Source organism: Allobosea sp. P4_C6, assembly GCF_056402015.1.
Window position 1 is genome coordinate 51,641 of record NZ_JBFUIF010000007.1, and the last position, 11,245, is coordinate 62,885.

The following is an 11,245-nucleotide window of genomic DNA, read 5'->3' on the forward strand; positions in this document are numbered from 1 at the left end:
TGCATGACGCAGTCGAAGGGGCTCGTCGGCTCCCGGCGGCGAGCAGCGGGCGCGAACAGCGCGCAAACGTTCCGATCGGCCGCCCTCCGGTGCCACATGCATCTGGTGCAGGTCGGCCCGCTCTCAACCGGTCTCGACCGCGCCTCTGCATTGCAAGAAGACCCGTCCAAGGCTGCCATCCGCCGAATCCGCGTTGCGGACGTTCGCGGACGCACCGTCGTGGGCATGCGGCTTGGAGGAGCGGGATTGAAGCTGCCATTGTGGGTGAGCGCCCTGAGCGCGACTCTCGTTGTGCAAGTCGTCAGTTCGTTCGCTGCCGCCGCGATCCCGCTTCTGGGGCCGATCCTGACCCGGCGCTGGGGCCTGGCGCCTCAGGATATCGGGTATGTCTCGGCCGTGGTCTCGACCGGCATTTGCTGGTTTCTGGCATGTGGCGGCCCGATGCTGGATCGCTACGGACCCATCCGCACCTTGCAGTTCGGCCTCGTCTTCGTTGCCGCGGGCCTGGCGTGTCTGGCGCAGCCGATGGCCTCGGTCGGCTTCATCGGTGCGCTGCTGGTCGGGCTGGGGTTGGCGCCAAACACGCCTGCCGGCAGTCAGATCCTGATGCGCGCCGCGCCGCCGGACCATCGCACCCTCATTTTCTCGATCAAGCAAGCGGGAGTGCCGCTCGGGGGAGCCATTGCCGGCATCGCCGTCGCCCCGCTGGTCCTTGCATTCGGCTTCGTCGGTGCCGTTTCGGCGCTCGTCGCCATCGTGCTCCTCTGCACGTTGTCGGTTCAAGCTTTTCGGCACAGTCTCGATACGGAAAAAGGGCCGCAAAACAAGGCTTGGGCTCGCCTGTTCCTGTCGCCCTCGTCGCTGACGAGATCGGCCCGGGTTCTCAACTCGCACCCGGTCTTGCCGATGCTCACCGCCATGGGCGTGTCGTTCTCGATCACCCAGGCATGCATTACGGCGTTCACGGCGACCTATATGGTCACGCAGCACGGAAAGAGCCTGGCGGAAGCGGGCTTCTACATGTCGGCGCTGCTGGCGGCGAGCACCGTCGCCCGCATCTTCTTCGGATGGCTGGCGGACCGCCTGGGCGCTGGCCTCTTGCTCCTGTCGGTTCTCGCGCTGGGGGCAGGCGGTTCGATCCTGTTGCTGGTGTGGTCCGCCGCCGCCAGCCCCTGGCTGATATATGGCTGCATGGCGCTGGTCGGCGCAACCTCGATGGGGTGGAACGGCGTGCACATGGCCGAATTGGCCCGGGCCTCACCTCCTGCGCTGATCGGGGAGATCACGTCCGGTGCCAGCCTGTTCGGCTTCGTCGGCTCGATCTGTGGGCCGCTGGCCTTCGCCATCGTCGCCAGTAAAACCGGAGGCTTCACATGGCCATTCGTGCTTGTTGCCGGTCAGCTGATCGTTTTCGGCGCGTTCGCCCTTTGCCGCAGGCCAAGTGCTGCGCCGACCGGATAGTCCGGCCGAGTGGAACGGCCTTCCCGCTGCGCAGCTATGCGGTGCGCCCACCGCGTGCCAAATAGGGACCGCTCACCTCCGAGAGCAGTTGTCAGCTCCTCGAAATCCACGACGTCGATCCGGTCTGATATGCCCATGGCCCGCACACTCTCCGCTCTTGCCGACGATCTCGCCTCGGGACGGACGAGCTCGCTTGCCCTCGTGCGCGAGGCGCTCGCGCGGATCGACGCGCCCGACGGGGAGGGCAGGCTCGCCTTCATCAAGGTCCATCGCGAGGCTGCGCTGATCGCGGCCGAGGCGATGGACAGGCTGCGCGCCGCGGGGCTCGCGCCATCACCCTTCGCCGGCATCCCGATCTCGGTGAAGGACCTGTTCGACCTTGCGGGCGAGCCGACGACGGCAGGCTCCACCGTGCTCGCCGATGCGGCGCCGGCCGAGCGCGATGCGCCGGCGATCGCGCGGCTGCGGCGTGCGGGCTTCATCGTCATGGGCCGCACCAACATGACCGAATTCGCCTTCTCGGGCCTCGGTCTCAACCCGCATTACGGCACGCCGGCCTCGCCCTATGACCGCGCGACGCGCCGCATTCCGGGCGGCTCCTCATCGGGGGCTGCCGTCTCGGTGGCCGATGGAATGGCCTTCGCCGGGATCGGGTCGGACACCGGCGGCTCCTGCCGCATCCCGGCGGCGTTCTGCGGGATCGTCGGCTACAAGCCGACCGCGTCGAGCGTGCCGCGCGAGGGCGCCTTTCCGCTGTCGCAGACGCTCGATTCGATCGGGCCGCTCGCCAACAGCGTCGCATGCTGCCGCGTCCTGCATGAGATCATGAGCGGGGCGGAATTGACCCAGGAGGGGCCGACCGGCCTCAAGGGCTTGCGCATCGCCGTGCCGCAGACCGTCGCGCTCGACGGGCTCGACGCGCATGTCGCTGCGAGCTTCGCGCGGGCGCTGGATACGCTGTCCAGGGCCGGCGCCATCGTCACCGAGGAGCCCTTTGCCGGTTTCGCCGAGGTTGCGCGCCTGAACGCCAAAGGCGGCTTCGCGGCTTCCGAGGCCTATGCCCATCACCGCGCGCTGATCGAGGAAAAGGGCGACGGCTACGATCCGCGGGTGCGGATGCGCGTGCTGCGCGGCCGCAACCAGGATTGCGCCGACTATATCCAGCTCACGCACGCCCACGCCGCCTTCGTCGCGGCGATGCGCGAGGAGGCCTCGGCCTTCGACGTGCTGGCCATGCCGACCGTGCCGACGATCGCACCGACGATCGCCGAACTGGCGGAGGACGACGAGGCGTTCACCCGCATCAACCTGCTGATGCTGCGCAACCCGAGCTTGATCAACATGATGGATGGCTGCGCGATCTCGCTGCCGATGCATCCTGCGGGCGAGGCGCCGGCCGGGCTGATGCTGGCCAGGGCCGGGGGAGGCGATGCCGCATTGTTCTCGATCGCCGCGGCCGCGGAAGCCGCGCTGGCGAGTGGTCGCTGACGGCTGGACGATCCCCAGGCGAAAACGCTGGCATCGGCAAAGCAGCGGCTCGATGGAAAGCCGATGCGAGGCCAGTCATCGACCGGCCTCGGCTCTCCTCGACGCCTAGACGAGCTTCAGCTCGACATCGATATTGCCTCGCGTCGCCTTGGAATAGGGGCAGGTCCGATGCGCCTCGTCCACGAGTTCCCGCGCCAGCTCCGGATCGAGGCCGGGCAGGCTGACAGTGAGGCGGGCCTGCAGAAAGTAGGCCCCGTCGGTCATGCCCAGGTCGACCTCGGCATCAACAGCGAGATCGGCCGGGAGAGCCACCTTGCGCTTGCCGGCGGCGAGGCCGATCGCTCCGATGAAGCAGGCCGACCAGCCGGCGGCGAAAAGCTGCTCGGGGTTGGTGCCCGCCCCCGAACCACCCGGAGGCGACAGCTTGATGTCGAGCCGGCCGTCGGAGCTGCGCGAGGCGCCGTCGCGCCCACCCGTCGTATGGGTCTTGCCGGTATAGAGAACCTTGTCGATTCTGCTCATGGAACACTCCATCTCCGTCGCCGCTCCTGTCGGCGGCTGGCGATGGGGTGTTTCCCAAGCCGAGATGTCCGGTTTGTTTGCGGATCGGGCCGATCTGCAAGGAAGCGTCTGCTTTTCCCGCTGCGATACAGTGCGATACGATGTCTTGTGGCGTTTCGCGGGCGCCGAGGGCGCGGAAGCCGGCCGGCGGATTGTATCCGTTCGTATCCGGAGCACCCGATCCTACGCAGGCTTGCAGTTCCGGTCCGGGAGGACACAACGCGGATACAGCGGACGGGCTCTCTTCGCTTGCAGTCCACGCAATCGGGAACAGAACCATGTCGGAACAGATCGATCAGCCGCGCCGCAGCTTCCTGAGCACCCTGGCGCTCGGAGCAGCCTTCGCCCCGTTCGGCGCGATGAGCGGGGCCGGAGCCCAGACGCTCTCGCCCTCTCCCACCTCGCCTGCCGCCGCCGGGCGGGACGGCCACACCACCTTCGCCACGCTGAAGCAGGTCGCGGCGGGCGTGCTTACTGTGAGCTATGCCGAGGACGGCCCGGCCGATGGCCCGCCGGTGCTGCTGCTGCATGGCTGGCCGTATGACATCCATAGCTATGTCGACGTCGCCCCGATCCTGGCCAAAGCCGGCTACCGGGTCATCGTACCCTCCCTGCGCGGCTATGGCGGCACCCGCTTCCTGTCATCCGAGACGCCGCGCAACGGCCAGCAGGCGGCTCTTGCCACCGACATCGTCGCGTTCATGGATGCGCTGAAGATCGAGAAGGCGGTCATCGCCGGCTTTGACTGGGGCGCGCGGACCGCCAACATCCTGGCCGCACTCTGGCCCGAGCGCTGCAAGGCGATGGTCTCGGTCAGCGGATATCTCATCGGCAGCCAGGAACTCAACAAGACACCGCTGCCGCCCAAGGCGGAATTGCAGTGGTGGTATCAGTACTACTTCGCGACCGAGCGGGGCGCAGCCGGCTATGCGAAGTACACCCACGACTTCGCCCGACTGATCTGGGAGCTCGCCTCGCCGCAGTGGACCTTCGACGACGCGACCTTCGCGCGTTCGGCGGCTGCCTTCGACAATCCCGACCACGTTGCGATCTCCATTCACAACTACCGCTGGCGGCTCGGCCTGGCGCAGGGCGAACCGCAATTCGACGCGCTGGAGAAGAAGCTCGCCGCCTTCCCGAGCATCGGCGTGCCGACGATCACCATCGAGGGCGATGCCAACGGCGCGCCGCATCCGGAGCCGGCCGCCTACGCCAAGCGCTTCACCGGCAGATACGAGCACCGTCTGTTCAAGGGCGGCATCGGCCACAACCCGCCGCAGGAGGCGCCAGCGGAGTTCGCCAAGGCTGTGATCGACGCCGACAGGCTCTGACGCCTTCGTTCTTCCTCTCCGGGAGCCGCCCTTGTGGCGGCTCCTTCTGTTTGCAGGCGACGCGGAACCCTTCAGGGCCGCTTCCTTGTTTTTGGGAAGCATGAATGCGGCAGAGGCCGCTGGTCGCGTAGAACGCCACCATGGCGAATGGGGTCGTACCATGACGGCGTTCGTCCAACCTTGCCCGTGACCTTGGGCAACGACGAGGACCGAGGCCGGACTCGACCGTGCGGCGGAGCCCGATTGCTCTTCCCGATCAACCGAAGGTGAAGGCGTAGGCTTCCGCGCCCGCGTCGAGGAAGCGGATTTCGAAGACGCGCTCCCGCACCTCGCCGGACTGGCGGACGAGCTGGTAGAGCCGCGTTTCCGCGACCGTACCGTTGCCCTCCGCGTCGATATCGGCGCCGCGATCGGCCCCCGGTGCTGCGCCATCGACCGTGACCCGGAAGCGCACGGGCTTGCCGGCCGGACCCGGCCCGAGCACCAGATGCAGGTCCCGCGCGCTGAAGCGGAAGGCGATGCCGCCACCTGCCCGTTCGAGCCCCGCACTCTCAGGGCCGATCGTCCAGCTGCCGATAAGGCCCCACTGATTGAGCCTGAGCGTCCGGACGCTGTAATCCTGCGGCCGATCGCTTGCCACGCCCTCGGGCGAGGCGAAGCCCGCTGCCTTCAGATAGCCGAGATAGGTCTCGCCCGAACGGGCGTTGGCGAGGTCGGCCGGAGCCTGCGCGCCCGGCGCCTGCGGCGTCACGGACGCGCTCCCCGCGCCGCGATGACCCGCGGCTTCGGCCAGGAGGTCCTGGATGACCCGTTCCGTGCGCGCCTCGCCGCCTTCGCCGAACTGTCTGTAGCGGATCCGCCCCTGCGCATCGACGACATAGAGCGCGGGCCAGTAGCTGTTGCGGAAGGCGCGCCAGATCCGGAAATCATTGTCGGCCGCAACCGGATAAGCGATGCCGAAACGGGCGATCGCCTGCCGGATATTCCAGACCTTCTTCTCGAAGGCGAATTCCGGCGTGTGGACGCCGACCACGGCCAGGCCCTCATCCTTGTACGTCTCGGCCCAGGCACGGATATAAGGCAGGGTGCGGATGCAGTTGATGCAGGAATAGGTCCAGAAATTGACCAGCACGACCTTCCCGCGCAGCTGCTCTGCGGTCAGCGGGCCGGAGTTGAGCCAGCCCGTCGCGCCGGCGAAACCGGGAGCCGCGCCGAGGTCCGGCAGATTGCTGCGATAGGGCTGAACGGCATTCTCGGCCGTGCGAAGCCCGCCGGCTTCCGCAGGGCGCGGGCCGAGCTTGTCCAGCAGGCTCTGCTCGACGCCGACGGTACCGGCAAAGGAGAGCTGGGTCAGGAGGCCGGTATCGAGCCCGAAGCCGATCGCGAGCACGCTTGCCAGAACCGCGATACCGACGCCTTGGCGGATACGTTCGCCAAGCCCGAGAGAGCGCTTCAGCGCCGCGAAGATCGGGCCGCCCGCCCGCAAGGCCAAGGCAAGGGATGTCGCCGCACCGGCTGCATAGGCGGTCAGGACCAGGGCGGTTTCGGCGTTGGCTCCGTGCAGCGCAGCCCCGGTCAGCACCAAGCCGAGGATCGGGCCCGCGCAGGGCGCCCAGAGCAGACCGGTCGCGATGCCGAGCAGAAGTGATCCGCCAACGGAGCGCGGCCCTTCGACGTTGCCGGAAAGCCGATGGCCGAGCGCGACGATGGGGCGGGCGAAGATCGCGGCCGCGCGCTGCGAGATGAGCGTGATGCCGAACAGGGCTAGCAAGGCGAGCGCAGCATGGCGACCGATCTCGTTCGCCTGCACTGCCCAGCTGCCGCCGATGGCGGCAAGGCTGGCGACGGCGGAGAAGGTCGCCGCCATGCCGATCAGCATCGGCAGGATTCCACGGAGGAAGGGCCGGTCGGCGCGCGAAAAGACGAAAGGCAGGATGGGAAGGATGCAGGGGCTGAGGATCGTCAGCACGCCGGCCAGATATGAAATGACGAACAAGGTCATGGCTGGTCCTCTTCAGGGCGGCGGAGGCGTTCCTGATGGAGCCTCCGCCGGATGCGCCAGCACTCGACCTTGCCGACGTATCTCCCGTGTTTCCCGAGGAGGCCGATCTGTAACGGCGTGTATCGACGGTGCCGGGCGAGCGGTTGCGAAAGCCCGCCCGGTAGTTGGTTCCGCTATGGGGAAACGGCCTTGGCCGCCTCGACGACCGGCTTCGAGACCTTGCGCCAGCCGGAGCCGCCGGCAAAGGCGCCGTGGACGATGACGATGTTGCGGATGGCTGCGGCTTCCACCGCCGAACATGTGCCGGCGATCGGCAGCATGAGCCCGCCGATGACGGCCGAGATGAGACGCTTGTGCATTGACGCTTCCTTCCTGCGCAGTCGAGGACGATGAAGGCAGGCAGGCCGAATGATGGGCGGCTGCGTGCGGGCGCACCCTGCCTAAACAGGACGAAGCGTTCGACGGGATTATTGTCCGCGCCGGTATCGGGCCTGACAGCCGATACACGCGCTTACAATTCTCCCGCGGAAGGCCCGAGCAAACCGCGGAGGCTCTGCTATTTCTACGGCGACGGAAGCGGAAAGCCCTTGCTGATGGACCATATCGACCATGTGCTCGTCGTCGACGACGATCGGGAGATCCGGGATCTGGTCTCGGGCTATCTGAAGAAGAACGGCCTGCGCGTGACGACGGCCGCGGACGGGCGGCAGATGCGCGCCTTCCTCGACGCCGACCGGGTCGATCTCATCGTCCTCGACCTGATGATGCCGCGCGATGACGGGCTCGTGCTCTGCCGCGAATTGCGCGCGGGCAAGCACAAGGCGACGCCGATCCTGATGCTGACCGCGCGCAATGACGACACCGACCGGATCGTCGGACTGGAGATGGGCGCCGACGATTATCTCGCCAAGCCCTTCGTCGCCCGCGAACTGCTGGCCCGGATCAAGGCCGTGCTGCGCCGGACGCGCATGCTGCCGCCCAATCTGCAGGTGACGGAAGCCGGCCAGCTTATCGCCTTCGGCGACTGGCAGCTCGACACTACCGCACGCCACCTGCTCGACAAGGAAGGCACGGCGGTCACGCTCAGCGGGGCGGAGTATCGCCTGCTGCGCGTCTTCCTCGACCATCCCCAGCGTGTGCTCTCGCGCGACCAGCTGCTCAATCTGACACAGGGGCGCGAAACCGAATTGTTCGATCGCTCGATCGACCTGCTCGTCAGCCGCGTCCGGCAGCGCCTGCGCGACGATGCGCGCGAGCCCGCCTATATCAAGACCGTGCGCAGCGAGGGCTATGTCCTCGCCATGCCGGTCGAGATCGTCACGGCGCGGCAATGAGCGTCGCCACCAGAATGGGAGGGCTCCTGCATCTGCCGCGCACGCTGCGCTGGCGGCTCTTCCTCATCCTCTTCGCCGGCCTCGCCGTGGCGCATGCCCTGTCGTTCGGCGTGCAGTTCTACGAGCGCACGATGAGCGCCAAGGCGACGATGTACACGACGCTGGAGAACGACGTCGCCACCTCGATCGCGCTGCTCGACCGCCTGCCGCCGGAGGAGCGGGCGCAATGGCTCGACCTGCTGGCGCGGCGCACCTATCGCTACGAGCTTGGGCCGGGGCTGCCCGGCATTCCGGAACTGAGCCGGCGCGCGGCGGAAGTGGCCGAGACCATCAACGTCGCTGCCGGAAAGCGCTTCCCGGTCCGTGTCGAAAGCATTCCCGGCGAGCGGGAGCATCTCCAGGCACATGTCACGCTCAGCGACGGCTCGCCGGTGACGATCGACGTGCTGCCGGCGCTGATGCCGCTGGCGACCTGGCTGCCCTATGTGCTCTTCGCCCAGCTCTGCCTGCTCGTGCTCTGCACCTGGTTCGCCGTGCGGCTGGCGATCAGGCCGCTGCTGCGGCTGACCAATGCCGCCGAAGCGCTGGACCCCAACCGCAAGACCGCGCGGCTCGAAGAGAACGGCCCGGCCGAGGTCGCGCATGCGGCGACGGCCTTCAACGCCATGCGGGACCGGATCGCGCATTACCTGCAGGAGCGCGTCCAGATCCTCGCCGCGATCTCCCATGATCTGCAGACGCCGATCACGCGGATGAAGCTGCGCGCGGAGATGGCGGAGGACAGCCCGGAGAAGGACAAGCTCGTCAACGATCTCTCCGAGATCGAGCGTCTCGTTCGCGAAGGCGTGGCCTATGCGAAGAGCGCGCATGGCGACACGGAAAAGCCGGCGCGCATCGACCTCGGCTCCTTCGTCGAGAGCATCGCCTTCGATTATCAGGACACCGGCAAATCGGTCGCGGTGTCGCGTCTGGTCGATGCCGTCGTGATGACGCGTCCCCATGCCCTGCGGCGCATCCTGACCAACCTGATCGACAATGCCCTGAAATTCGCCGGAGCCGCCGAAATCCAGCTTGAAAGGGCGCCCAGTGGAAAGCTGCGGATCCTGGTCCTCGATCGCGGCCCCGGCGTTCCCCACGATCAGCTCGATGCCGTCCTGCAGCCCTTTTTTCGGCTCGAACAATCCCGCAGCCGCGACACCGGCGGCACGGGCCTCGGCCTCGCCATCGCTCAGCAGCTCGCAGTCGCGATCGGCGGTGGATTGACGCTGGCAAACCGCCCGGACGGAGGACTTCAAGCAGAGGTGGTGCTCAACTGAGATCGTCCGCTTTGGGGCCTTCAGATCAACTCGGCGCGAGCCGCGGCACATCTCGATGCTTCACCGTCATCCCGTGCAGTTCCGGGGTGATTCATAACCGTTCAGAATACCCCATCCCCGATTTCGACTTGGACAGCCTGGGATCGCTGCGCCCACATTCGGGCAAAGAACAGAAATCGAGGGGATTACATGATCAGGAACTCTGTCATCGGGCTTGCCGGCCTGGTGTTTGCCGCCTGCCTGCCTGTCGCGGGCTCGGCTCAGGAAACCGTGCTGCGTGTCGCCGGCGATGGGGATGTTTCGACACTCGACGCGCATCGTGCCAGCGCCACCAGCGACAAGACCGTCATCGGTTGGTTGTATAACGGTCTCGTCCGCTTCAAGCCGGGCAGTGCCGATCCCAAGGATATCGAGCCCGATCTCGCCGAGCGCTGGGAGCAGTCGCCCGACGGCAAGGTCTGGACGTTCCATTTGCGCAAGGACGTCAAGTTCCAGGGCGACTTGGGCACGCTGACCGCCGACGATGTCGTCTATTCGCTGCAGCGCTCGGCCGACCCCAAGCGCTCGACCTTCTCCTCGGATTTCGCCGCAGTCGACAAGGTCGAGAAGCTGGACGACCTGACCGTACGGGTCACGCTGAAATATCCGGACGTCAACTTCCTCGGCCGCGTCACCAATTATCACGGCGGCAATATTGTCAGCCGCAAGGCTGCCGAGGAACTGGGAGACAAGTTCGGCGGGCGCCCCGTCGGCACCGGCCCCTTCGCCTTCGTCGAGCAGGTGACCCAGCAATACGTCAAGCTCGCCGCCAACCCGAACTATTTCCGCGGCAAGCCGAAGATCGACACGATCATGGTTCGCGTCATCCCCTCGGACAGCGCCCGCGAACTCGCCTTTACCTCGGGCGAGGTCGACCTGATGTATGCCAAGCGCGAGCAGCGATGGGTCGATTCCGCCCGCCGCCGCCCCGGCTTCAACGTCGAGATCTTCCGGCCCGGCGAATATCGGTTGCTTCACATCAACCAGAGCGTGCCGCCGCTCGACGACATCCGGGTGCGCCGTGCCATCGCCGCCGCGGTCAATGTCGACGACCTCGTGCGCTATGTCGGCAAGGATGTGGGTCCCAAAGGTTGCTCGGTCGTGCCGCCCGGCTATCTCGGAGAAGACTGCTCCGTCCGCTACGGTTTCGACCTCGCCAAGGCGAAGGCTTTGCTGGCCGAAGCCGGTCACAAGGACGGCATCACGATCAAGGCGATCGTTTCGAACATCTCGGCGCAGCAGCCGATCATGGAGATCATCCAGGCGCAGCTCGCCAAGGCGGGGATCAAGCTCGAGATGCAGGTCGTCGACCACGCGACCTATCAGAGCCAGACGCGCAAGGACCTGAGCGGCCTCGTCTTCTACGGCGCGGCGCGCTTCCCGATCGCCGATACCTATCTCAGCGAATTCTTCCACTCGCGCGCCACGGTGAATACGCCGACCGCGGCGACGAATTTCTCGCATTGCAAGGTCGCCGACAAGGAAATCGAGCAGGCCCGCACCGCCTCGGACGCCGAGGCGCAAAAGGCTCTCTGGAAGGAGGCCCAGCACAAGATCATGGACGACGTCTGTGCCATCCCGCTCTTCGAGCTCCGACAGGTTTGGGCGCGCAGCGACAGGCTCGATTTCGGCTACGAGCTGAAGGGCGCGATGAATCTCGCCCCGCCGATCACCGAAGCGGCCACGCTGAAAGCACGCTGAGGGCGGCCGGCG

General features: G+C 66.8%; 9 protein-coding genes. 6 read left to right on the plus strand and 3 right to left on the minus strand.

Annotated features, from left to right (window positions below; all coding sequences use genetic code 11):
• Positions 1 to 3: 3 nt before the first annotated feature.
• Both AC1DVA_RS06960 and AC1DVA_RS06965 read left to right on the plus strand, forming a co-directional pair.
• Positions 4 to 1,461, plus strand: a complete 1,458-nt coding sequence (locus tag AC1DVA_RS06960; protein WP_265050786.1) for an MFS transporter — start codon at positions 4 to 6, stop codon at positions 1,459 to 1,461.
• A gap of 129 nt (positions 1,462 to 1,590) precedes the next feature.
• The gene (locus tag AC1DVA_RS06965; protein ID WP_265050785.1) at positions 1,591 to 2,949 is read left to right on the plus strand and encodes an amidase; all 1,359 of its coding nucleotides are present in this window, start codon (positions 1,591 to 1,593) and stop codon (positions 2,947 to 2,949) included.
• A gap of 105 nt (positions 2,950 to 3,054) precedes the next feature.
• Here the strand turns inward: AC1DVA_RS06965 and AC1DVA_RS06970 are convergent, their stop codons facing one another.
• Positions 3,055 to 3,471, minus strand: coding sequence for an organic hydroperoxide resistance protein (locus tag AC1DVA_RS06970; RefSeq protein WP_265050784.1), 417 nt, complete (start codon positions 3,469 to 3,471; stop codon positions 3,055 to 3,057).
• 317 nt (positions 3,472 to 3,788) lie between these two features.
• Here AC1DVA_RS06970 and AC1DVA_RS06975 point away from each other — a divergent pair, with 317 nt between their 5' ends.
• On the plus strand, positions 3,789 to 4,841 hold the full coding sequence (locus AC1DVA_RS06975; RefSeq protein ID WP_476805470.1) for an alpha/beta fold hydrolase: 1,053 nt from the start codon (positions 3,789 to 3,791) through the stop codon (positions 4,839 to 4,841).
• A 256-nt stretch (positions 4,842 to 5,097) separates the two neighbouring features.
• Here AC1DVA_RS06975 and AC1DVA_RS06980 read toward each other — a convergent pair whose 3' ends face one another.
• Together AC1DVA_RS06980 and AC1DVA_RS06985 are read right to left on the minus strand one after the other, a co-directional pair.
• Positions 5,098 to 6,843: a cytochrome c biogenesis protein DipZ gene (locus AC1DVA_RS06980; RefSeq protein ID WP_476805471.1), complete on the minus strand. Its 1,746-nt coding sequence runs from the start codon at positions 6,841 to 6,843 to the stop codon at positions 5,098 to 5,100.
• A gap of 173 nt (positions 6,844 to 7,016) precedes the next feature.
• Positions 7,017 to 7,202 carry a hypothetical protein gene (locus tag AC1DVA_RS06985; protein ID WP_265050781.1) on the minus strand — a complete coding sequence of 62 codons (186 nt, stop codon included), beginning with the start codon at positions 7,200 to 7,202 and terminating at the stop codon, positions 7,017 to 7,019.
• Between the two features lie 234 nt (positions 7,203 to 7,436).
• On the opposite strand from AC1DVA_RS06985, the gene AC1DVA_RS06990 reads away from it, so the two are divergent.
• The 3 genes from AC1DVA_RS06990 (at position 7,437) to AC1DVA_RS07000 (ending at position 11,233) form a co-directional block, all read left to right on the plus strand.
• Entirely contained in the window at positions 7,437 to 8,177 is a 741-nt protein-coding gene (locus AC1DVA_RS06990; RefSeq protein WP_265050780.1) for a response regulator, read from the plus strand.
• Positions 8,174 to 9,493: an ATP-binding protein gene (locus tag AC1DVA_RS06995; protein ID WP_265050779.1), complete on the plus strand. Its 1,320-nt coding sequence runs from the start codon at positions 8,174 to 8,176 to the stop codon at positions 9,491 to 9,493. The genes AC1DVA_RS06990 and AC1DVA_RS06995 overlap by 4 nt, the downstream gene beginning before the upstream one ends.
• A 189-nt stretch (positions 9,494 to 9,682) precedes the next feature.
• Positions 9,683 to 11,233 carry an ABC transporter substrate-binding protein gene (locus AC1DVA_RS07000; RefSeq protein ID WP_476805472.1) on the plus strand — a complete coding sequence of 517 codons (1,551 nt, stop codon included), beginning with the start codon at positions 9,683 to 9,685 and terminating at the stop codon, positions 11,231 to 11,233.
• Positions 11,234 to 11,245 lie beyond the last annotated feature (12 nt).

What these genes read in the sequence shown, in the direction of transcription:
- AC1DVA_RS07000 (WP_476805472.1), top strand. Translation starts at nt 9,683, where the DNA reads ATGATCAGGAACTCTGTCATCGGGCTTGCCGGCCTGGTGTTTGCCGCC.
- AC1DVA_RS06990 (WP_265050780.1), top strand. Translation starts at nt 7,437, where the DNA reads ATGGACCATATCGACCATGTGCTCGTCGTCGACGACGATCGGGAGATC.
- AC1DVA_RS06975 (WP_476805470.1), top strand. Translation starts at nt 3,789, where the DNA reads ATGTCGGAACAGATCGATCAGCCGCGCCGCAGCTTCCTGAGCACCCTG.
- AC1DVA_RS06965 (WP_265050785.1), top strand. Translation starts at nt 1,591, where the DNA reads ATGCCCATGGCCCGCACACTCTCCGCTCTTGCCGACGATCTCGCCTCG.
- AC1DVA_RS06980 (WP_476805471.1), bottom strand. Translation starts at nt 6,843, where the DNA reads ATGACCTTGTTCGTCATTTCATATCTGGCCGGCGTGCTGACGATCCTC.
- AC1DVA_RS06995 (WP_265050779.1), top strand. Translation starts at nt 8,174, where the DNA reads ATGAGCGTCGCCACCAGAATGGGAGGGCTCCTGCATCTGCCGCGCACG.
- AC1DVA_RS06970 (WP_265050784.1), bottom strand. Translation starts at nt 3,471, where the DNA reads ATGAGCAGAATCGACAAGGTTCTCTATACCGGCAAGACCCATACGACG.
- AC1DVA_RS06985 (WP_265050781.1), bottom strand. Translation starts at nt 7,202, where the DNA reads ATGCACAAGCGTCTCATCTCGGCCGTCATCGGCGGGCTCATGCTGCCG.
- AC1DVA_RS06960 (WP_265050786.1), top strand. Translation starts at nt 4, where the DNA reads ATGACGCAGTCGAAGGGGCTCGTCGGCTCCCGGCGGCGAGCAGCGGGC.